Origin of the sequence: Lonsdalea britannica (assembly GCF_002111595.1) — a bacterium.
Taxonomy (GTDB): domain Bacteria; phylum Pseudomonadota; class Gammaproteobacteria; order Enterobacterales; family Enterobacteriaceae; genus Lonsdalea; species Lonsdalea britannica.
In genome coordinates this window covers 1-23,402 of sequence record NZ_LUTN01000021.1, presented here as the reverse complement: position 1 = coordinate 23,402, position 23,402 = coordinate 1, and the positions used below count along the sequence as shown (strand labels likewise).

Here is a 23,402-nt window from a genome sequence, read left to right as displayed (position 1 = left end):
ACGAAAAAGGAACTTCTTAATGAACGCCACTCATTTATCTAAAAAGACACAATCAGGATATTCTGGATCACTTTCACGTATTTACTCCTGTGCCAAACCACTGCTGATTGCCAGTATCACTGCCGCGTTAATGACGTCCAACGCCTCGGCCGCCAGTCTGCTAAGCGCTCAAGGCCGTACTGCGGCAACCGTAGGGTGGGCGACTCAGAACGGAACAACCACGGGGGGCAAAGCCGCCACCGCCGCCAATATCTACACGGCGAAAAACATTACTGAGTTCAAAGCAGCATTAGCAGCCGCAAACACGGCGAAAATCATTCAAATCACCGGGACCATCGATATCAGCGGCGGAAAAGCCTACACCTCTTTTAACGACCAAAAGGCGCGCAGCCAGATTCTCATCCCATCGAACACCACCATTATCGGCATCGGGAATTCGGGTAAATTTACCAAGGGGTCGCTGGTCGTCAGCGGTGCCAGCAACGTGATTATTCGCAACATTTACATTGAAACACCGGTCGACGTCGCACCGCATTATGAATCTGGCGATGGCTGGAATGCGGAATGGGACTCCATTAATATCGTCACGTCTCATCACGTCTGGATCGACCATGTGACGTTTAACGACGGCAGCTTTACCGACAATAAATACACCAAGAAAAATGGCGAAACCTACGTACAGCATGACGGCACCTTGGATATTAAACGTGGCTCCGACTACGTCACCGTCTCCAACAATCGTTTTGAACAGCACGATAAAACCATCTTGATCGGTCATAGCGACAGCAATGGTTCACAGGACGCAGGCAAACTACACGTGACCTTCTACAACAACCTGTTCAGCCAGGTGCGTGAACGAGCTCCGCGTATTCGTTTCGGCAATGTTCACGCCTTCAACAATGTCTTTGTGGGCAACGTCAACGCATCGACTTATGCCTACCTCTATAGTTTCGGTATCGGCACCAGCAGTAGCCTGTTATCGGAAGGCAATGCTTTCACTATTGCCAACCTCAAGAGCAAGTGCGGCGTCGTGAAGGCATTTAACGGCAAAATTTTCACCGATAAAAATTCGATTATCAACAATGGCGCCGCTGGCTTATCCAGCTGTGGCTTCACCAACTATACCGCCAAAATCCCCTACTCCTACAAGGTACAGACCATGAACACCAGCCTGATCAAAACCGTTATGGCTGGCGCGGGTTACGGCAAAATCTAATCCAATGCAGATGCTGTCTGCGTGAATAACGCGTGACACATTATGGTCGGTCAGTGCTGTTTAAATAACGGCGTGACCGGCCAATAATAAAAATAAAATAGCACAACCGTATTGATATTTTTTAATGTAAACATTCAATCCTGAATTCATTCAGCATGAATTATTCGTCCAAATACAACCTTAAACAATTCAACAACGAAGGATGTCTTTTTTGTAATTCTACAATAATCATTTCACTCCCAACAATATCGATAGCAAGGCTATAAAAAATGACAGCAATCGATAAAAACTGTGTTCATTCCATTTTAATTTTCTGGGGTGGGCCTTGCATCACCCTTCTTTTTTATTGTAAACGGATTTCAATCGCATTCACGCTTTGTCATCACTCTCAGTATCTGATATTTCCATTGAAGATTAGCGTCTTTACATAGGGCTGCGGATACACGCGTGTTTCATTTTAATAAAATGGACCAGACAGACTGCACGACTCTGCCGCCATTCGCCCCACTATTTTTTGTGATGACGTCGCCGTTTTTTTACTGCCAGCGCTTTTTGCGCTTACGCACTATAGGGCCAATGGAACCTTTCCAGCAGAAATGTCGCGACAGCTGAGGGGGATTTACCGAGCGTCGTAACCCTGATTCAGCGAGTCATAAGAGCGTGGCATGGCTCGTCAAAACGGTCTAGCAGACATCAATAAGGCGGGCGAATGTGCGGAAAGAGATAACCAGAAACGAAGATCAGGGATAATAAAACAAGGGAGAAAAGTCAGAAAAGAGGCAGGCAAAACACAACAGCGGGCTGAATACACCTGAACCAATGCCGACAACGTATGACAACCGGCATTGATTCAGTGTGGCGTTCAGTGGTCCAAGAGCATGTAAAAAGCCCTTTAAGCCAGCGAAGACGCTTACAGCGCGGCTTCGTCCTCTTCGCCCGTACGAATACGCACGACCTGGCTGACGTCATAAACGAAAATTTTACCGTCGCCGATTTTACCGGTCTGAGCCGTCTGCATGATGGTTTCGACACAGGTATCCACGATATCGTCGGCAATAACGATTTCGATTTTGACCTTCGGCAAGAAATCCACCATGTATTCCGCACCGCGGTACAGCTCGGTATGACCTTTCTGGCGACCAAATCCTTTGACTTCAGTCACCGTCATACCGGTAATCCCTACTTCCGCCAACGCTTCACGAACGTCGTCCAGTTTGAAGGGCTTGATAATCGCATCAATTTTTTTCATCAAGAAATCCTAATCATCACTTTGTCACGGCCGTAGCCTGGCATCGTTTATGCGATGGGCCGCGCATCAACTCGCACCCGCTATCAGCACGATACTGACCCATAGTTAGTCTTTAAAATCATTGGCGTCCAGTTCATGGCGCGCCAGCAGTTTATAAAATTCAGTCCGGTTACGACCCGCCATTCGAGCCGCCTGGGTGACGTTGCCCTTGGCAATCTGCAGCAGTTTACGCAGATAGTTCAGCTCGAACTGATGGCGCGCATCCGCGAAGGTCGGCAACGCCGTATTTTCGCCTTCCAGCGCCTGTTCGACCAACGCCTCGCTAATGACCGGCGCGCTGGTCAATGCCACACATTGTTCGATCACGTTAACCAGCTGGCGCACGTTACCCGGCCAGCTCGCCGTCATCAAGCGTTTCATCGCATCCGTGGAGAAACTGCGCACAAACGGTTTATGGCGAGCCGCGGCCTCGCGCAGCAGATGGTTGACGAGTAAAGGAATATCTTCAGAACGCTCGTTCAGCGCCGGAATTTTCATATTCACAACGTTGAGGCGGTAAAACAGGTCTTCCCGAAACTCCCCTTTCTCCATCGCCTTAGGCAAGTTGCGATGGGTCGCGGAGATAATACGCACGTCGATATCCAGATCGTTGTTGCTCCCGAGCGGCCTGACTTTGCGTTCCTGCAATACGCGCAGCAGCTTAACCTGTAGCGATAACGGCATATCGCCTATCTCATCCAGAAACAGCGTTCCGCCGTCCGCCGCGCGAAACAGGCCATCACGACTGCTCACCGCCCCGGTAAACGCGCCACGGGCATGTCCGAATAGCTCAGACTCCAGCAGCGGCTCCGGCAGTGCGCCGCAGTTGATCGCCACAAAGGGTTTATCAGCTCGCGGCTGGCCGCATGAATCGCCTGCGCCAGCACCTCTTTACCGGTCCCGCTTTGACCATTGATCAACACGCTGACGTCCGATTGCGCGACCATTTTAGCCTGCTCCAGCAGACGTAACATCAACGGGCTGCGGGTAATGATCGTCTCTCTCCAGCTATCATCCCGAGCGGGCGCCGCAACCGACAAGGCCTCATCGATGGCCTGATAAAGCGCATCGCGATCGACCGGCTTGGTCAGAAAGCTGAAAACCCCTTTTTGGGTCGCCGCCACCGCGTCCGGAATAGAGCCATGTGCGGTCAGAATGATGACCGGCATCCCCGGCTGTTGCTTCTGGATCTCAGCGAACAGCGCGAGGCCGTCCATTTCATCCATCCGTAAATCACTGATCACCAAGTCAATTTTTTCGCGCGCCAGCAAACGCAACGCCTCCTGACCGCTAGCGGCGGTGATGACGTGGAAGCCCTCGCTAGTCAAACGCATTCCCAGCAGCTTCAGCAGGCTCGGATCGTCGTCGACCAGCAGTAAGCTGGCGGATTTCCGTGTCGTCATGGATGGTTGACTCCCGTTTTCGAACTGGGCGGCACCGGTGTGCGCTCGACGTTCTGAGGTTTCCCATTCGTCTCTGACGATGAACGAGTCTGAGCGTTGCCGCGATGCTCTTCTCCGTCAGAAAAGTCTGCGGGCACCGCTTTGCGCGCCGACAGCTGACGTTCGATATCCGTCAGATTCTTCAACTTGCGCGTGGTGGTATCCAACTGCTCACGCAGCTGATTTTGCTGTTCCCGGAGATCGGCCAGCGCTTTATCGTGGTCGTCCTGCAGGCGCTGTACTCGCACTCGCTCTTCGTCCTGAAACGCAGTCAACTGCTGCTTGTCCATCCACAGTTGCAGCAGCGGAATCAGCACTGTCGGTACGTCTTCGCTCTCTTGTGCCAGTCGGGCAATGCGCTGCCGCTGTTCCGCGGGGATCGCACCGGTCCGCTCACGCAGCAGGCTTTGTTTCCAGAGCCCGGCCCAATCTGACGAAGATGGTGTCCGATTGGCCTGCATTAAGGCCTGCGACGGAGACAGTTGCGCCGCACAGTCCATCGCCCTCAGCCAATACAGGGAATTTGTCATCGCATTGCGGTTGTCTACCAGCCAGATCGTGTGGCAGTCCACGCTGCGGTAATCGGCCAACTGCTGATCGGGCTCGCGGTTGGCGTCAATGATCGTAGGCGTTCCGCCGCCCGCTTGCTGCGCGCAGCCGACTAAAAGGGGTGAAGAGAGCAGCATCGTTCGTAATACACGGCCCCATAGGGTTGAGGCTGTCACAGCATACCGACGGGGGGATAAGGAGCGGAAAAACCGTGCATTCATGCTTCATTCTCGGTGGTTAATGGCAATTCGATACGGAAACAGACGTCGGCATAGTCTACCGAGACCAGATCCAGCTCGCCGCGCATTCGTCGAATGCAGTCTTGCGCGATACTGAGCCCCAGCCCACTGCCCTTGACGGCGCCTTTGCGCTGATGCGCGCCCTGATAAAAAGGCTCAAAAATCATGCTGCGATCCGCTTCCGGTATCGGCGCTCCCGTATTGGCGACCTCAATTTGAAGGTGCGAACCGGCGCTCCGACTGCGCACCCAAATGTTACCGGATTCCTGCCCGTAGTGCACCGCATTGGAATAGAGATTATCGAGCACTCTCATCAGCAGCGTGGTTTCCGCACGGCACGCCGTCACATCCAGCTCAACATGCGTTTTCATCGCTTTACCGCGCGCCGGCAGACTGTGATCGGCGACGACGGAATCCACGATCGCCGCCAGATCCACCTGCTCAAGCTGGGTTGGCGCATCGGCGAGCTGGCGGTTGTAGTCAAGCAGCTGCTCTATCAGTTGTAATAGATGGCGACTGCTACTGTCCAGAATCGCTACGACCTGCCGCTGGTCTTCCGTCAGCGGTCCCGCGACCTCGTCCGCAAGCAGCGACGTGCCCTCTCGCAGGCTCGCCAGCGGCGTTTTAAGTTCATGTGAAATGTGCCGGAGAAACTCATGCCGCTGGGCTTCAAGCCATGAGAGACGTTCGCTTAGCCAAATGATGCGCTGTCCCAGCGAGCGAATTTCTCGCGGGCCTCGAAACGTGGGCGATGACCCTAACGGCAACCCTTCCCCCAAGCGATTAATCATTCGCTCGACGCCCTTCACCGGACCGATAATCATGCGGGTAAACAGCACCACCAGCAGCACGCTGACCAAGAACAACAACAGCGCCTGCCAGCCAAAGAACTGGCCGCGCTCCGCGATAGTCCGCTGAAGCTGCTGCCCACGGGAGAAGATCACTTCTCGCGTCACCTGTACCATCTGCGTGTTGGCCTGAGAAAAACGTTCAAGCAGCGACGCGGCTTCACTGCTCGGGGCACTGTTCTGACAATCCATTTCCGCCAGTTGCGTCAGATACTGCTGCAGGCGCTGAGGTGATTGGGGATCGGGCAGTACCGGCGCATGGACGTCCAGCATCTGCGTATATTGCCTGCGCTGATTTTGATAGAGCTGAGCCAGCGTGCGGTCGTCCAGCACACAATATTGACGATAGCTGCGTTCCAGCGCCAACGCCAAACCGGCCATCGCCTCGCTGCGACGGGCATCCGTCAGCGTGGTGCGGTTAATGATGGCGGCCTGCTCGCTGAGCGCTTTGAGACTGCCATATGCCTGATAGGCCAATACCAGCAAGGGCAGCAGCACCAGCAAGAACGCCATAATGACCAGCTGTCGCAAAGATCGGGGGAACAAACGCCATCGTTTCAAGGAGATCATCTCATTACCTGTTCATGCGCTCGCATGCTAGCCGACTGCGGCGAAAGTGCAACGTTTTCGCCAGCAACCTGCGAAGCGCTAATCAGCGATTACGGTAACCCTCGCCTCATTGCCCTAAAAACAGCATAGCGCCTCGCAGAAAGCCGCGTTGGGGTTGCCCCAAAAAGGCAAAACCCGGTCAAACACGAAGTTTGACCGGGTCTTTGAAGAGGGGGTGCCTCACTCAACGTGTCGTCCGGTGTGTGATAAAGTGCGTTTGCACGCGCAGTTATCGTAAAAGTTGGACGATAGGCACCATTTCTTGTGGCATCATTCTGGGCGTTATGAGCGAAAGCGGTAATTTTGCTTGGCCATCATAACCAGTTGAATGAGCAGCTGTATAAGCTATAGCATCTACCGTGCCACTAATCCACGGAACACCATAACTAATTGATGTTTAATTGAAATTAAATCCCATTTTTACTTTTATCCTCGGTGAGCCCCTTGCGGACAGGTCAGCATCGGCTTCCGCTCCTCCGTTTTCTGTCGCCAAAAACCGACACCACAACTCACCAAAAATAAAAACCTTAAATATCAATAAAATAAATGTCTCCATGTGGAGACAGTAAAAAACAGCATTGTCGTGACTTTGAGACAGGTCGTTCAGTTCGCGTACTTACAGAGGTTGAAACCAGCAATGCAGCAACGTCTGGCAGCATTGTTGAGAGCAACCCACACCGCCTAACGTCACCGCGATCATCGACGACTAAAAAAGCACGCGTTGTGCTGAACATTTCACCTCGCGGCAACGCTGCATCATTAGACGGTTCGCTACGACATCATGAAGCGGCGTTAGGCCCATAAAAAAACCGGACACCCAAGGTATCCGGCTCTGGGAGGCATCGCCCCCTTTTCTGTCAGCGCTTCAGCTCAGCCGAAGAACCTTATCCAAGCTGCTTACGCGCGTTGCGGAACATACGCATCCACGGGCTATCCTCGCCCCAGGAGTCGGGATGCCAGGAGTTGCTGACGGTGCGGAAGACACGCTCAGGATGCGGCATCATGATGGTGGCGCGACCACCGACGCTGGTCACCGCCGTGATCCCACGCGGCGACCCGTTCGGGTTGGCCGGATAGTTTTCCGCGACCTGACCGTAGTTGTTGACGTAACGCAGCGCCACCAGCTGTTGTTGCTCCAACGCAGCCAGCTGAGCGGCATCACGCACTTCAACCTGTCCTTCACCATGCGACACGACGATCGGCATACGCGACCCCGCCATATCTTGCATAAACAGCGATGGGCTCTGAGCGACTTCCACCAGACTAAAGCGCGCTTCGAAACGGTCTGATTTGTTGCGAACGAAACGCGGCCAGTTTTCTGCCCCCGGGATCAGTTCGCGCAGCGTGGACATCATCTGACAACCGTTGCACACGCCCAGCGCCAGCGTCTGCGGACGCGCGAAGAACGCCGAGAATTCATCGCGGACGCGGCTGTTAAAGAGAATCGACTTCGCCCACCCTTCCCCAGCGCCCAGTACGTCGCCATAGGAGAAGCCGCCGCAGGCAACCAGCGCCTGGAAGTCCTGCAAGTCGCGTCGCGCCGCCAGCAGATCGCTCATGTGTACGTCGATAGCCTCAAACCCGGCCCGATCGAACGCCGCCGCCATTTCCACATGCGAGTTGACGCCCTGCTCACGCAGCACGGCCACTTTCGGACGCACCTGCGTATTGATGAACGGCGCGGTGATGTCCTCCTGCGGATCGAAGCTCAGCGAAACGTTCAGACCCGGATCGCTGTTGTCTTCTTTCGCCAGATGCTCTTCATCGGCGCACTGCGGGTTATCGCGCAAACGCTGCATCTGCCAGGTCGTTTCCGCCCACCAGCTGCGCAGCGTGGAGCGTTTCTCACGATAAATCACTTCCTCGCCCAGGGAGATGACGAACTGGTTGCTGCTTCCGCGCGGCCCAGATAGTGCACGCACTCCGCCAGGCCGAATTCGGCCAATACCTGTCCCACTTCCGCGCGTCGGTCGGCTTCAACCTGAATAACCGCACCTAATTCTTCGTTAAACAGAATAGCCAGACCGTCTTCGCCCATACTGCTGATATCGGCTGACAGGCCGCAGTGACCGGCAAAGGCCATTTCCGCCAGCGTCACCAGCAGGCCGCCGTCAGAACGGTCGTGGTAAGCCAGCAGCGCTTTGTCGGCGACCAGTTTCTGCATGGCGTTAAAGAATCCGGCTAGCTGTTCCGGACTGCGTACGTCGGCCGTTTTACGACCCAACTGACGATATACCTGCGCCAGCGCCGTCGCGCCCAGCGCATGATGACCGACGCGAGATCGATCAGCAGCAGGGCGTTGTCTTTATCGGTGCGCAACTGCGGCGTGACGGTATTGCGCACGTCTTCGACGCGGCCAAACGCGGTGATCACCAGCGACAGCGGCGACGTGACGGCGTGGTCCTCGCCGTTTTCCTGCCAGCGGGTTTTCATGGACATCGAATCTTTACCCACGGGAATGGTCAGCCCCAACGCCGGACACAATTCTTCGCCGACGGCTTTAACGGCGTCATACAGACCCGCGTCCTCGCCCGGATGCCCGGCGGCGGACATCCAGTTGGCGGACAGCTTGATACGTTTCAGATCGCCGATATGCGTCGCAGCGATGTTAGTGAGCGCTTCCCCTACCGCCAGGCGGGCCGAGGCGGCGAAGTTACGCAGCGCCACCGGCGCACGCTCCCCGAGGGACATCGCTTCGCCGTAATAGCTATCCAGACTTGCCGTTGTTACCGCGCAGTCTGCGACCGGCACCTGCCACGGCCCCACCATCTGATCCCGTGCGACCATACCGGTTACGCTACGGTCACCGATGGTGATCAGGAAAGTTTTTTCAGCGACAGCCGGTAAATGGAGTACGCGCTCGATGGCGTCGGCCAGATAGATATTGTCGAAGTTGAGCGGCTTGCCTTCGTTGTGCAAACGAGTCACGTCACGCTGCATTTTCGGCGCTTTACCCAGCAGCACTTCCAGCGGCATGTCGATCGGCTGGTTGTCGAAGTGGCGATCGTTCAGCGTCAGATGCTGTTCTTCCGTCGCCTCGCCGATCACGGCGTAAGGCGCGCGCTCACGACGACAGATGCGTCGAAGGTCGCCAACTGTTCCGGCGCGACTGCCAGCACATAGCGCTCCTGAGACTCGTTGCACCACACTTCCAGCGGGCTCATGCCCGGCTCGTCGTTCAGAATGTCGCGCAGCTCGAAACGACCGCCGCGGCCGCCATCGCTCACCAGCTCCGGCATGGCGTTGGACAGGCCGCCCGCGCCCACATCATGAATGAACAGGATCGGGTTTTTGTCACCGAGCTGCCAGCAGACGTCGATCACTTCCTGACAGCGACGTTCCATTTCCGGGTTGTCGCGCTGCACCGAGGCAAAGTCCAGATCGGCATCGGACTGGCCGGAGGTCATGGAAGACGCCGCGCCGCCGCCCAGACCGATATTCATCGACGGTCCGCCCAGCACGATCAGCTTCGCGCCGATGGAGATCTCGCCTTTCTGCACGTGATCCGCACGGATGTTGCCGATCCCGCCCGCCAGCATGATGGGTTTATGGTAACCGCGGACTTCCGTTCCATTGTGGCTGTCGACCGACTCTTCATAAGTACGGAAGTACCCCGTCAGGGCCGGACGGCCGAATTCGTTGTTAAACGCCGCGCCGCCCAGCGGGCCTTCCAGCATGATGTCCAGCGCGTTGACGATGCGATCCGGCTTGCCGAAGTCCTGTTCCCACGGCTGAATGAAGTCGGGAATGCGCAGGTTCGAAACGGAAAAACCCACAAGTCCGGCTTTCGGCTTGGCGCCGCGCCCGGTCGCGCCTTCGTCACGAATTTCACCGCCGGAGCCGGTCGCGGCGCCCGGCCACGGCGAGATGGCGGTGGGATGGTTATGGGTTTCCACTTTCATCAGGATATGGGCGTCTTCCTGATGATATTCATAGCGCCCCTGCGGATTCGGGAAGAAGCGTCCTACGGCGGAGCCTGTCATGACGGCAGCGTTATCTTTATAGGCGGACAGCACAAAATCCGGCGTCTGTTCGTAGGTATTTTTAATCATTTTGAACAGGGATTTGGGCTGTTTGACGCCGTCGATAACCCAGTCAGCGTTGAAGATTTTGTGCCGGCAGTGTTCCGAGTTGGCCTGCGCGAACATGTAGAGTTCGATATCGGTCGGATTACGGTTCAGGCGGGTAAAGGCGTCGATCAGATAGTCGATTTCGTCTTCCGCCAGCGCCAGGCCGAGACGAAGGTTGGCGGCTTCGAGCGCCTGACGCCCTTCCGCCATCATATCCACCCGCTGCAGCGGCGCAGGCTCATGCTGAACAAACAAACGCTCCGCCTGCTGGAGTTCGCTGAACACCGTCTCCATCATCCGGTCGTGAAGCTGTTCGCTCAGCGACTGCCACTGCGCTTCATTCAGCGTCGGCGCATAGATATAGAAGGCCAGCCCACGCTCCAAGCGACGAACGGTATTCAGACCGCAATTGTGTGCGATGTCCGTAGCTTTGGACGACCAGGGAGAAATGGTGCCGGGACGAGGCGTGACCAGCACGAGGCGGCCCGCAGGATCATGTTCGGGGAGTGAGGGGCCATATTTCAGCAGGCGGGCCAGCTGCGTTTTTTCATCGGGGGTTAACGGGGCGGTCACGTCGGCGAAGTGCACATATTCGGCATAAATATCGCTGACAGGCAGGAGATTGTCTTTGCAGCGCGCCAATAGTTTGTTGATACGAAAAGCCGATAAAGCCGGGGAACCACGCAGTATTTCCATCATTTCACATTCTCTCGTCTTCGATGCACCGATAGCGGGGCACCATGGCGCTACAGGAGGGGGAACGCGGCACATTATAGAGAATACCGACGCGTGACGAAACCGTTTGCGCGGCAATAGTCGAACATCTTTGATGATAGGCGACCGATTCGTTGTCGGGGCAATAAAAGTTGCACCCTGGCGGTTTGTTACGCAAAATGCCCCGACTCTGGGACACTCAGTATAAGAAACTGCCTAATAGACAGACAGGCCTACAGGCCACCGAGAGACATCAAATTACTTGAAGCGTTTAACGATAAATTATTTTTTCATCGGGGTGATTGCACTGTTATTGGCATTGGCGCTGTGGCCCAATATTCCCTGGCGCAGCAGCCAGGACGACCAACTCAGGCAAATCCTTTCACGTGGTGAGCTACGTGTCAGTACGGTTGTTTCTCCACTGACCTACTCCCTACACCGGGGCTCCCCGTCAGGGCTCGATTATGAACTGGCTAAACGATTCGCCGATTACCTCGCGTCAAGCTGGTCGTTTCCACACGTCAGAACATTGATGAATTATTCACCGATCTCGACAACGGAGACGCCGATATGCTGGCGGCGGGCCTCATCTACAGCGATGACCGGACGCAGTCGTTCCGTGCTGGCCCCACCTATTATTCCGTCTCGCAACAGCTGGTGTACCGGCTGGGGTCGCCCCGCCCCACGTCGCTTGGCAAGCTCAAAGGCCGGCTGGCGGTGTTGTCCGGCTCCGCCCAAATTTCCACGTTGCGCGAGCAGCAGTCCACGCAGTATCCCAACCTGACCTGGGAAACCAGCACCAATATCTCCGAGCTGGATCTGCTTAAACAGGTGGTCGACGGCAGGCTGGATTACACGATTGCGGACTCCATCAGCGTCGGGTTACTGCAACGCATCTATCCGCAGCTGGCCGTCGCGTTCGATCTTAGCGATGAAGAGCCGGTGAACTGGTATATGCGTCAGACCCACGACGACAGTCTATCCGCCGCCATGCTGGACTTCTTCAGCCGGATCGGCGAAGACGGCTCGCTGGCGCGTCTGGAAGAAAAATATCTGGGTCACGTCGGCGAGTTCGACTACGTGGACACCACCACGTTTCTGAATGCGATCGACAACACGCTGCCGGGGCTGCGCTCGCTGTTCGAACGCTATGCCACGGAAATGGACTGGAAGCTGCTGGCCGCGATCTCATATCAGGAATCGCACTGGAATCCCTTGGCGACGTCGCCGACCGGCGTGCGCGGTCTGATGATGTTAACGAGGAATACGGCGGAAAGTCTGGCGGTGGTCGACCGGCTGAATCCAGAAGAAAGTATTCGCGGCGGCGCAAAGTATCTGTCGTTGATGATGCAGCGTATGCCGAACACGATCCCGGACGACGAGAAAATTTGGTTCGCGCTGGCGGCCTACAATATGGGTTACGCCCATCTGATGGATGCGCGCAAGCTGACGGAGAAGCAAAAAGGTAATCCCGACAGCTGGGCGGACGTCAAAATACGCCTGCCGATGCTCAGCCAAAAACGCTATTACCAGCAGACCGCCAACGGCTACGCGAGAGGTCACGAAGCCTACAACTACGTGGAAAACATCCGTCGCTATATGATCAGCCTGGTCGGCTACCTGACGGAAAAAGAGAACAAAGCGCAGCATATCAAGCAGGCGGGTGAAGGCTATCCCGCAGTCTCACCGGCGCTGGCGCAGTCCGGATTGCATCCCTCAGGAAAGTGATTCCCTTTTGGCCGCCGCCCGGCGCGCCTTTTGCTCTTTCCGCCGCATGCGGAAAAAGTCGCTCAGCTGCGTTGAACACGCCTCCGCCAGCACGCCCGACGTGATTTCAATCTGATGATTCATGCCCGGATGACGCAGAATATCCACCAGCGACCCGGCCGCGCCCGTCTTGGCATCGGCGGCGCCGTAAACCAAACGCCCGATGCGGCTGTGAACCATCGCCCCCGCGCACATCACACAGGGTTCGAGCGTGATGTACAGCGTACTGTTGAGCAGACGGTAGTTTTGCACCACCATACCGCCTTGCCGCAGCGCCATAATCTCGGCATGCGCGGTGGGATCGTGCTGACCGATAGAACGGTTCCAGCCTTCGCCAATCACCTGGTTGTCCAGCACCAGCACCGCGCCGACGGGAACCTCGCCTTCGTCCCAGGCTCGTTGCGCCAGCGTCAGCGCGTGCTGCATCCAAAACTCATCATCATTTACGCTGTTCATCGTGCCTCTTTTACCCGTCAATCCTCGTCAGCGGCGGGCATTATACACGGCGCACCGCGCAGTGGAATTACTCCAGCTGTTGCAGGCTGCCTTGCGGAGTGACGCGCCAGCGATGCTCGCAGAAATAGAGCAGCGGGTTATCCTGTTTGCTGTCGCTATAACCGCTGTAAAGCTTCAGCGGAGCGCCCAGCTGGCGTTCCATCTGCACCACTTTTTCCCGCCCCAGACAGCGTAGCGTGAGCACCCAGCCGCCATAACGCCGGGAAATTTGGCTGCCCATCAGACGTACGCCCGGCAGAAAGGGAGCATCGCGATAGACGGCTTCCACCAACCGCTGCGGAGAGCCGGTAACCAGCCACACCTGAGCATCGCTGGCGCTCAGATAAGTGGTCAGCCGCTGCTGCACCTGAGGAAACGGCGTCACCTGCTGACGAAAACTGTCCACGAACGCTTTTTCCAGCTGTTCAAGCTTCGCCTCGCCGCGGCCTACCGTGATGGCCCACAGCAGGCAGCTCATCGGCCAGCGAGCCGCCCTGCCTCCGCACAGCAACGAGAGCATCACCACGGGCAGTACGGGGATGACCACCAGCAGATTCAACGGCAAACGCCGGATCAAATAACGCAGAAAACTGCCGAACATATCCTGCTGATGCAGTGTGCCGTCCAAATCGAAAAATACGACGCGCAACGTTTGCTTATCGTTCAAAACGGGCTCCTTAAAGATGACGGGAGCGTCCCCGCCTCGTTTTGCGGTAATAAAGGGTGAAAAGCGAATGGCGCTATTCCTGTATGGCGTCGCGCAGGTATCCCTGATGACGCGCCAGCTTTTCCTGCGCCAGAGCGGCGCCGCAGCCGGTCAGGAGCATAACGATGGCCGGTTTGACCTCAAACCCCGTCTGTTCCAGCGCCTGCCGCGCGACGTCGCGCTCTACGCCGGAGGCTTCCACCACGATACGACAGGCGCGATCGACCAGCTTGGCGTTGGTCGCCTTCACATCCACCATCAAATTTTGGTACACCTTGCCCAACCTGACCATCGCCCCGGTGGAAATCATATTCAAGACTAGCTTCTGGGCGGTGCCGGACTTCAGTCGCGTCGAACCGGTCAGCACTTCCGGTCCGACGACCGGGGAGATGGCGATCTCCGCCAGTCGGGCGATCGGCGACGCGGGGTTACAGGAAATCGCCGCGGTATGGCAGCCGATGCGGTGCGCATACTCTAGCCCGCCAATGACATAGGGCGTTCTGCCGGATGCCGCCAGTCCAATCACCATATCCTGCGCAGTCAGCGCCAGCGCCGCCAGATCCGCCTCCCCGCCCGCGGGGTCATCTTCCGCCCCTTCCACCGCCTTCAGCAAGGCGCTGGGACCGCCCGCGATCAGCCCGATCACCCGGCCGTGTGCGATGCCGAACGTGGGGGGACATTCAGAGGCGTCCAGCACGCCCAAACGACCGCTGGTGCCCGCGCCTAAATAGATCAGTCGCCCGCCCGCCTTCATACACGCGGCGGTGACATCCACAGCCTGCGCAATCGCCGGCAGCACCAGCCGGATCGCTTCCGGCACCCGTCGGTCCTCTTCATTGATGAGAGCCAGCATGTCCAGCGTCGCCATACGATCTAAATCCATCGTCGCCGGGTGACGGCTCTCTGAGACTAATGCCCCTAAATCCATACACTTCCTCGTTTGTGAACGCGAAGCTGATACGTGTCAGCTTCGTGATAAATCAGTCGTACCTGCTATCGTTATGACATGGCACTTTTCAGCCGTTCAAAGTAAGCTATGCGGCAGCGGTCTACAATGCCTGATTGTTCAGGCGTCGAATTCAGACCACGGAGTCCGGACTCACCGGTGGGTAACAGAGACGTCACGTTGAAATTTCATGCGCAGCGCCAGTCATTAGTTCATGTTCTATTACACCTCTTCATCGGCAGCCTGCTGCTGGTGGCGGGTACGCTATATGCGGACTGGAATTTCTCCGCCATCAACTCAATCACCGATCAGCGATATGGTCAGGCCACGCCGGAAGCACGCCAGCGGATAGCCGCCTGGCAAGCGTTGATGCAGGCGCAGCAAACGACCACAGAAAGTCAGAAGCTGGAGTCGGTCAATCGCTTTTTCAATGACAGGATAGCTTACCGGGAAGATATCGACGTCTGGCAGCAGGAAGATTACTGGCTACGCCGATAGAGATGTTACGAAAGGGGATGGGCGACTGCGAAGACTATGCGATCGCCAAATATCTGACGCTGGTCCACCTTGGCGTCGAGCGTGAAAAACTGCGTATTACCTACGTTAAAGCGCTGAGCCTAAACCGTGCGCATATGGTGCTCAGCTATTACCCTTCACCGAACGCCATCCCGCTGATCCTGGATAGTTTGATCACCGAGATCCGACCCGCCACCCAGCGTAACGATTTGCTGCCGGTCTATTCCTTTAACGGCGACGGACTCTGGCTGCCTGGCACGGGCGGCAACCGACGCGCCGGCGACAGCAAACGTCTGTCTCGCTGGCAGGACTTATTAATTAAAATGCGCGCAGAAGGATTTTCTCTTGATGAGTAGGATGGGGCTATGTCGCTATTTAAACAATTACTGATAGCCATCTGTTTGTTTATGCTGTTCATTTTCAGCGGTAGTTTTATCGCCAATCTGGAAAGTTCACGCGATCAATATAACAATCAGTTGCACTCGCACGCTCAGGACGCCGCCACGGCTTTGGGCGTCGCGCTCACGCCGAATATCGACGATCCGGCGATGGTGGAACTGCTGGTCAGTTCTATTTTCGATAGCGGCTATTTCTCCAGCATCCGCGTCATCGATCTGGAAACCCAGAAGGTGACGATGGAGCGCGTCACTTCGCCGGAAGTATCGAGCGTTCCCGCCTGGTTTGTCCGACTGGTGGATTTACAGCCCGGTAATGGACAGGCCATCGTGATGCGCGGCTGGGAACAGGCGGCGCGGGTCGAGGTGGTCAGTCACCCGATGTTCGCCATTGCCAGGCTGTGGCAAGGCACCTCCGCCTCGCTGCTCTGGCTGCTGTCGTGCGGCGGCATCGGGCTCGTGCTTGGCGCTTTGTTCCTGCGCCGACAGCTGCGCGCGCTGGATGACATGGTCGTACAGTCGCTCGCCATTTGCCGTCGCGAGTTCCTGAGCATTCCCAAACTGCCCAAAACGCCGGAGCTGCGCCGGGTCGTTCAAGCCATGAACCTGATGGTCACCAAATTACAGTCCTTGTTCGAAGAGGAAGCCCAGCGAAGCGAGCGCTTACGTAAGGAAGCCTATCAGGATCCGCAAACCGGACTGGCCAACCGCCGCGCGATGGATATCCAGCTGGAAACCCGCCTGAGCGATGAAGAGGCCTCCACCGGCTACCTGATTATGCTGCGGTTGCAGGATCTGGCAGGCATGAATCAGCGCCTGGGCGCAGCCAAAACGGATGCCTTGCTGGCCTCTGTCGCGCACAATATCCTGAAGTGCAGAAAACGTTATGTCGAAGCCGACAGCCTCGCCGCACGTATTCGCGGCGGAGAGTTCGCCATTTTCTGTCCCGGTCTGGTACAGAAAGAGGCGCAGGCGCTGGCCGACGAACTGTCGAACCGGATTGAGGCGCTGTTTCTGACCGGCGAGACGGACGTGTCTCCCGTCGCCCGCTTGGCGTTGGTGTCATTCCAGCACGGGGACTCACCGGCCTCGTTGTTCATCCGCGGCGATCGCCTGCTGATGAAGGCGGAACGCAATTCGGACATCCATGCCGAAGAAGAGGAAAACGGTCAGGAGTCCCAATGGGTGGCAGACCGCCATTACTGGTTTACCCTGCTGGATCCGTTGCTGGCGCAAGAGAATGTCCAGCTGTTCCTGCAGCCGGTCATGGACTGCGCACAAAAGGGTCAGATTCTTCATCACAAGGTGCTGGCGCGCATCCTCGATCAGGAAGGCAACACTATCAATGCAGGGCAATTCTTGCCGTGGATCCAACGCTTTGGATGGAACACGCGTCTTGATCAGGTCATGATGAAACACGCCCTCGCCTACCTGCAACGCTACGACGGTACGCTGGCTTTGAGCCTGTCCGGCAGCACGGTATTAGACCTGCAGCTGATGGCCGAATGGCTGGCGCCGCTGAAAGCGTATCCGCAGCGGGCCTCGCGCTTGATTCTGGAACTGGACGAAAACCAGCTGCCCGATGCACAGCAGCTCGATCTGTTGGTGAAACTGCTCAACGAATTCGGCTGTAAACTGGGACTGCAACACTTCGGCGGCCGCTTTACCATCATCGGTAATCTGTCGAAATGGGGCCTCGCCTATCTGAAAATCGACGGCAGCTATATTCGCGGTATCGATCAGGCGGAAGACAAGAAAGTGTTTATCACCGCGCTGCAACGTGCGATGAATAGCATTGATTTGCCGCTGATTGCGGAGCGAGTAGAAACGGAAGGCGAACTGGAGGAACTGCGTGCGCTGGGTATCAGAGGCGCGATGGGCCGACTGTTGGGAGAACCTTTCCCGGTGATCTTTTCCTAAGTCTACGCCACTGACTTGCCGGCTTCGGCAAGTCAGTCTGCATCATGACTGATGTTCAAAACATACCCTCTTCGTCATCGCGAATCAGCGCATCCAATCCCCCCAACGCTTCACGCGCCTGTGCACGCTGAATCAATTTCAGCTGCGCCGCCTGTGGGAAATCCGTGATATTCAGCAAGCCTTTGCTGGTCAGCACCTGAATCAGGTCTTCCAGCACTCGCACCATTTCCAGATCGCTGCTGCGCAGTTGTTCCAGACTAGAAAGAATCGACTGTTGATTATTCATCCACGCCTGTGCCTCAACCGAGTCCTGCGGCAGTTCGCCGTTCATCCCTTCGAACGGGGAACTCTGCACCTGAACCAGGTTACCGTCGTTATCTCGTAATATATAAAACATAGGCTGTCCTTTTACATACCGCCAATAAGGAAACCGGACGCATGACGTCCGGTTTCCTTTTTATTGCCTATCGCGAGTGAGTCTTGATGACTAAGCGCTGTGTTCCGGCTTCGCTATCAGGCTTTCCAGAGAAGGCATCGTCCCGTTGTAATGTTCCAACGTGATGGACGTATCCGGCGTTGCGCCGCCTTGATCCGTGAATTGGCCCTGAGTACTCACCTCAATCGTCGGCGAACCTTGGTTATCCACAATACGGATATAGTGGCTGATATCCGTTCCCGCTTCCAGCTCGCCGACCAAATCGCTCAGGTCGATGCGGTCGCCTTCCGCCGGATTGAAGTCCTTGATGGTATCGAACCCGGTATCGCCCGCCTTCCAGACGAAAGTGTCCGCGCCGCTGCCGCCGATGAGCGTGTCGTTGCCGACACCGCCTCTCAGCACATCATCGCCGGTTCCGCCATACAGGATATCGTCACCCAAACCACCATCCAGATTGTCGTTACCGCCCTGTCCGTACAGGATATCATTACCCGAACCGCCGCTAATCGTATCATTACCGCCCGCAGAGGTGGCAACATCGAATTCAGCGCTGTGTCCGGCGATGTAATCATGTACCTGCTGAACAGAAGCCGTGGTATCCGACCCCAGATGCAGCTGGTTGCCGACATACTGCTGCAAAGCTGGCAAACCGTTGCCGTCAATACCGTCGAACGAGATCGAGTCGCCGAACAGGATATCGTCGCCGTTGCCGCCCAGCAGCGTATCGTGGCCGCCGGTCAGGGACTGATTCGAGCCCAGAATCGCTTCGGACAACTGCGCCGGATCGATGTGATCCAACACCACGCCGTCGCTATCGTAGTGCTGCAGGCTCGACGCGTTCAACGAGTCGCCTACCCCGATCGCTTCCACATTCGATACGTGCTGCAACAATGCGTAGCCTTCAGAGGAGTTCGACGTCGTCGCCGAGTTGGCATTGTAACCGGTACCCGCCAGATGAGAGATCTCGTAAGTCCCATCGCCTTGGGCGTGGACCTGACCGATCACCGTACGCGTTACCCCACCCCGACCTGAGTTGGAGTAGTAGTACACGTCGCCGCTGCTGCTGATCACCTCGCGACTCACCCCAGAAAGGTTCATATAGTAGGTTTGGCCCGGTTGGTAATCAAACGAGTCGATATCCAACGTCGTACGGCTGTTGACCTTGATCGTATCCGTCTCACCGGCCTGATAATAGGTCGGTTCACCATCCGTGATGAAGTAGGTCAGATTGGTACCGGAGTTGCTTACCACGGTATCGCTCTGGAACCAGTTAGCCGCCGTTTTGAACACGTCCTCGTAGTTCGTACCGCCGCCTGAAGTCATTGTTTCCAGCGCCGCAACCAGTTTGGACAAGGCGTTCGAATCCGACAGGTTGACGGAAATAGTCTGGCCGACCTTCGTATCGAAGTCCGCCAGGAACACATTCACCGACCCCGCATGGACATCCGACGTGCTCTTGATCAGGTTGTTGAAGACATTGGTCAGCGAAGACACCGTCTTGCTGATGCTGTCATTCGACATACTGCCGGAGGAGTCCACCAGGAAGGCAATATTGTAGTTTTGCCCTTCCATGATCTGCAGGCCGGAAACGTCGCCGACGATCAGGTCGTTACTGTTCGTTCCCGTCAGCACATCGTCACCCGTGGTCCCCATCGTGGCGCCGAACTGTTCCACTTCCTGCGAAGAGTAACCGGTCGACGAATCGTAGTTCGCCACTTCGGTCGCCGTCGCCTGCGCAATGATGTCGAACTTGCCGGCATCGACAGGCGTCTGAATAGTGATGGTTCCGGCTAACGTATCCAGATGCTGAGCATTGGTAATCAGGTACACGCCATCCGCACCGACGGTGACCGTCACGTTATTGATGTGGTCGGTCAACACGGAGCCTTCCGGAATTCCCGTCAGCGTAATACCCGACAACTGCTCGCTGCCGTCAAGGTCGGTCAGCGCCGCAGACACGGTTAACTCATGCTGCTGATAGCCGACCTGCTCCGCGACGGACTCTTCCTTGAAGTCCGGCTTATCTGCCGCGATGTAACTGCCGTCGCCATAGATAATGCCGTCCAGATGGTTCGCTCCGCTGATCAGCGTATTGCCCTGATACGTAATGTTCACAGAGTCATACGTATTCACATTGGTGGCGGCATTGTTGTTCGGACCCACGTAGGTGGCATAGCCATCGGCCGTCGTGCCTTCAACAAAGATGTAGTCAGGACGCGTCCCAGACGCTTCCGTCCCGCTGTTGCCGGTGACCGCGTTCAGCGGACGCCAATTGCCATCCTGATAGTAGCCGCTGCCGTTATGGACGACGAACAGGTCGGTGTACTGGCTGCTGGTGCCAGTAGAGTTCCCCTGACCGTAGTAAGCGACCACGCCGTTACCCACAATTTCAGGCACCGTATCGCCCTCAGACAGCCAAATGCGTACGTTGTCGCCGATACGCACAATCTTGCCGTCCTGAACGTCGAAACCGCCGTTTTCACTGCCGCCGTTGACCTTGATGTAAGACGGCGTCGTCGGCACCGTTTCACCGCTGGTGATATCCAGTGAAACGACCGGCGTATCGGCTACCGGCGTCACGTTAACCGTGACTTCGCCTGAGAACCGGTGTTGCCCGCGGCATCAACCGGCTGCCAGCTCAGTTCCGCCAGTCCATTGCCGGACACATTGGCCGCAGGAACGAAGCGCAACGCGGTATCCGCCGCCGTGAACTCCTGACCCACGGTCACCTGATGCCATTCACCGCCCTGGCTGTAGTAGAACGAACCCGCGCTGGCATCCGGCAACAAAGAGATCACGATGCTGCTGGTGTCGGAGGACACGCCCAGATCGCCCCAGGCGATCGACAGCGCCGTATCTTCCGCGACGGTCAGCGTGTGGCTGCCGCCGTCCGGACCGACCGTATCAACCCCGTAGCCGTGATCGGCCGTTGCCGTGGTCGCATTGCCCGACATATCCAGCGTCGTGACAGACGCGTGGATCTGGGAGTCGCCCGCCAGCACGCTACCCGGAACATTGACGCTCCAGATATTGCTGCCGTCTGCCGCCGCGAACACGTTCGTTTGATAAGACTGACCGCCAACGGTCACCGTGACGATGTCGCCGACATGTACGTCGTTACCCACGCGCCCGGTGATGGTCTGGGTCTGACCTGATTCCGCCAGGTTAATGGTGTTATCCGCCGTGACCGCGTCAATCGTGATGCTGGCTTCCGGCGCGGACGTATCAACCGCGTAGCTGTGGTCTGCCGACGCCGTTGCCGAGTTGCCGACAACATCCGTGGTGGTGACTTCCGCATGAATTTGCGCGTTACCGGCCAGGACTGCACCCGGCACATTCACGCTCCAAACGGTGTCCCCATCATCATTGACGATAACTTCGGTCTGGTAACTCGTATCGCCCACTTTGACCGTCACAATATCGCCTGCCTGCACGTCATTGCCGACGTGGCCGGAGATCGTCTGGGTTTGTCCAGACTCCGCGATGTTGATGGTGTTGTCGCTGGTCACATCATCGATGGTGATGCTGGCATCCGGCAATACCGTATCGACCGTGTAAGTATGGTCGGCGGTCGCCGTCGTCGCATTTCCCGCCTGATCGGTGGTGGTCACCGCGGCATGAACCACAGTATCCAGAGCAAGCACGCTGCCCAGAATAACGACGCTCCACACTTTGGCGCCATCCGCCGCCGTAGTCACATTGGTCTGATAAGACTGACCCGCGACGTTGACCGTCACCGTATCGCCGACACGGACGTCGTTGCCGACGCGGCCAGAGATGGTCTGCGGCTGGTTGCTTTCAGCCTGGTTGATTGAATCATCGTCGGTGATCGTATCAATGGTGATACTGGCTTCCGGCGCGGCGGTATCGACGCTGTAGCCTGATCTGCCGTGGCAGTCGTCGGGTTACCCGCCGCATCCGTCGTCGTGACTTCGGCGTGGATCTGATTGTTACCGGCCAGTACGTCGCCCGGTACGTTGACGCTCCATACGTTGCCGTTATCCGACGCCGTGACGGTGGTCTGGTACGCCTGATCGCCAATCGTGACGGTCACCGTATCGCCGACCTGTACGTCGTTGCCGACGCGGCCGGTGATGGCCTGTGGCTGACCCGCTTCGGCGATATTCAGCGTGTTATCACCGGTGACGTTATCGATGGTGATCGACGCTTCCGGCGCGGCGGTATCGACTGCGTAGTTGTGATCGGCACCCGCCGTGGTGGCATTGCCCGCGCCATCCGTGGTGGTGACTTCGGCATGGATCTGGCTGTTACCGGCCAGCACATCGCCCGGCACGTTAACGCTCCATACGTTGCCGTTATCCGAGCCAGTAACAGTGGTCTGGTAAGCCTGATCGCCGATGGTCACGGTCACCGTATCGCCGACCTGCACGTCGTTGCCCACGCGACCGGTGATGGCCTGCGGCTGTCCGGCTTCCGCGATGTTCAGCGTATTGTCACCGGTGACGTTATCGATGGTGATCGACGCTTCCGGCGCGGCGGTATCGACCGCGTAGCTGTGATCTGCGGATGCCGTGGTCGGGTTACCGGCCGCATCCGTCGTCGTGACTTCGGCGTGGATCTGATTGTTACCCGCCAGTACATCACCCGGTACGTTGACGCTCCACACGTTGCCATTATCGGACGCGGTGACGGTGGTACGGTAAGACTGGTCACCGATGGTGACGGTGACCGTATCGCCCACCTGCACATCGTTGCCAACGCGACCAGTAATGGCCTGCGGCTGACCGGCTTCAGTGATATTGACGGTGTTATCAGAAGTCACATCATCGATGCCGATTGACGCTTCCGGGGCCGCCGTGTCGACCGCATAGCTGTGGTCAGCACCGGCAGTCGTCGCATTACCTGCACCGTCAGTGGTGGTCACTTCGGCATGGATCTGGTTGTTACCGGCCAGCACATCGCCCGGTACGTTGACGCTCCACACGTTACCGTTATCCGAGCCAGTGACGGTGGTCTGGTAGGCCTGATCGCCAATAGTGACGGTCACCGTATCACCCACCTGCACGTCGTTGCCAACGCGACCCGTAATGGCCTGGGGCTGACCCGCTTCGGTGATGTTGATGGTGTTATCACCGGTCACGTTATCGATAGAGATAGACGCTTCTGGCGCGGCGGTATCGACCGCGTAGCTGTGATCAGCACCGGCTGACGTCGCATTGCCTGCGCCGTCGGTGGTGGTCACTTCGGCATGGATCTGGTTGTTACCCGCCAGCACCTCGCCCGGT

The 23,402-nt window shown here is 56.9% G+C and carries 11 protein-coding genes and 5 pseudogenes; 4 read left to right on the top strand and 12 right to left on the bottom strand.

Annotation, left to right across the window (positions count from 1 at the left end; translation table 11 throughout):
• Positions 1-19: 19 nt before the first annotated feature.
• On the top strand, positions 20-1,216 hold the full coding sequence (locus AU509_RS15460) for a pectate lyase family protein (RefSeq protein WP_094118763.1): 1,197 nt from the start codon (positions 20-22) through the stop codon (positions 1,214-1,216).
• 910 nt (positions 1,217-2,126) lie between these two features.
• Here AU509_RS15460 and glnB read toward each other — a convergent pair.
• From glnB to purL, 5 genes and pseudogenes are all read right to left on the bottom strand, one after another.
• A complete protein-coding gene (gene glnB, locus AU509_RS15455; RefSeq protein ID WP_085652721.1) occupies positions 2,127-2,465 on the bottom strand; it encodes a nitrogen regulatory protein P-II in 339 nt (112 codons plus the stop codon).
• Between the two features lie 105 nt (positions 2,466-2,570).
• A pseudogene (gene glrR / locus AU509_RS15450) lies at positions 2,571-3,907 on the bottom strand (two-component system response regulator GlrR).
• A complete protein-coding gene (locus AU509_RS15445; protein WP_162896381.1) occupies positions 3,904-4,671 on the bottom strand; it encodes a two-component system QseEF-associated lipoprotein QseG in 768 nt (255 codons plus the stop codon). The pseudogene glrR and the gene AU509_RS15445 overlap by 4 nt, the downstream one beginning before the upstream one ends.
• A gap of 41 nt (positions 4,672-4,712) precedes the next feature.
• Positions 4,713-6,152, bottom strand: coding sequence for a sensor histidine kinase (locus AU509_RS15440; protein WP_094118761.1), 1,440 nt, complete (start codon positions 6,150-6,152; stop codon positions 4,713-4,715).
• Between the two features lie 923 nt (positions 6,153-7,075).
• Positions 7,076-10,957, bottom strand: a pseudogene (gene purL, locus AU509_RS15435) (phosphoribosylformylglycinamidine synthase).
• Between the two features lie 280 nt (positions 10,958-11,237).
• Between purL and mltF the strand changes: the two are divergent.
• Positions 11,238-12,703 (top strand): annotated as a pseudogene (gene mltF / locus AU509_RS15430) (membrane-bound lytic murein transglycosylase MltF).
• On the opposite strand, the gene tadA reads toward mltF, so the two are convergent.
• The 3 genes and pseudogenes from tadA to murQ form a co-directional block, all read right to left on the bottom strand.
• Positions 12,692-13,198, bottom strand: a complete 507-nt coding sequence (gene tadA, locus AU509_RS15425) for a tRNA adenosine(34) deaminase TadA (RefSeq protein WP_094118760.1) — start codon at positions 13,196-13,198, stop codon at positions 12,692-12,694. The pseudogene mltF and the gene tadA sit on opposite strands and share 12 nt — an antisense overlap.
• A 67-nt stretch (positions 13,199-13,265) precedes the next feature.
• Complete coding sequence (gene yfhb / locus AU509_RS15420) at positions 13,266-13,904, bottom strand: phosphatidylglycerophosphatase C (RefSeq protein ID WP_085652715.1); 639 nt, start codon at positions 13,902-13,904, stop codon at positions 13,266-13,268.
• A 73-nt stretch (positions 13,905-13,977) separates the two neighbouring features.
• Positions 13,978-14,877: pseudogene (murQ, locus tag AU509_RS15415) on the bottom strand (N-acetylmuramic acid 6-phosphate etherase); the annotation flags it as partial.
• Between the two features lie 246 nt (positions 14,878-15,123).
• Here murQ and lapG point away from each other — a divergent pair.
• Positions 15,124-15,761, top strand: a pseudogene (gene lapG, locus AU509_RS15410) (cysteine protease LapG).
• Positions 15,762-15,770: 9 nt separating this feature from the next.
• Positions 15,771-17,720: a cyclic di-GMP receptor LapD gene (gene lapD / locus AU509_RS15405; protein WP_085652712.1), complete on the top strand. Its 1,950-nt coding sequence runs from the start codon at positions 15,771-15,773 to the stop codon at positions 17,718-17,720.
• A 55-nt stretch (positions 17,721-17,775) separates the two neighbouring features.
• Here the strand turns inward: lapD and AU509_RS15400 are convergent, their stop codons facing one another.
• The 4 genes from AU509_RS15400 to AU509_RS15385 form a co-directional block, all read right to left on the bottom strand.
• Positions 17,776-18,117, bottom strand: a complete 342-nt coding sequence (locus AU509_RS15400; RefSeq protein WP_085652711.1) for a tryptophan synthase subunit beta — start codon at positions 18,115-18,117, stop codon at positions 17,776-17,778.
• A 90-nt stretch (positions 18,118-18,207) separates the two neighbouring features.
• The gene (locus AU509_RS15395; protein WP_094118759.1) at positions 18,208-20,736 is read right to left on the bottom strand and encodes a type I secretion C-terminal target domain-containing protein; all 2,529 of its coding nucleotides are present in this window, start codon (positions 20,734-20,736) and stop codon (positions 18,208-18,210) included.
• Positions 20,733-21,986: an Ig-like domain-containing protein gene (locus AU509_RS15390; protein ID WP_254901603.1), complete on the bottom strand. Its 1,254-nt coding sequence runs from the start codon at positions 21,984-21,986 to the stop codon at positions 20,733-20,735. The genes AU509_RS15395 and AU509_RS15390 overlap by 4 nt, the downstream gene beginning before the upstream one ends.
• Positions 21,890-23,402 (bottom strand): Ig-like domain-containing protein (locus AU509_RS15385; RefSeq protein WP_139824066.1); only part of this gene is annotated, 1,513 nt, incomplete at its 5' end. The genes AU509_RS15385 and AU509_RS15390, both read right to left, overlap by 97 nt.

Coding starts and splice junctions, on each gene's coding strand:
- AU509_RS15440 (WP_094118761.1), bottom strand. CDS start 6,152: ATGATCTCCTTGAAACGATGGCGTTTGTTCCCCCGATCTTTGCGACAG.
- AU509_RS15460 (WP_094118763.1), top strand. CDS start 20: ATGAACGCCACTCATTTATCTAAAAAGACACAATCAGGATATTCTGGA.
- tadA (WP_094118760.1), bottom strand. CDS start 13,198: ATGAACAGCGTAAATGATGATGAGTTTTGGATGCAGCACGCGCTGACG.
- AU509_RS15400 (WP_085652711.1), bottom strand. CDS start 18,117: ATGTTTTATATATTACGAGATAACGACGGTAACCTGGTTCAGGTGCAG.
- glnB (WP_085652721.1), bottom strand. CDS start 2,465: ATGAAAAAAATTGATGCGATTATCAAGCCCTTCAAACTGGACGACGTT.
- lapD (WP_085652712.1), top strand. CDS start 15,771: ATGTCGCTATTTAAACAATTACTGATAGCCATCTGTTTGTTTATGCTG.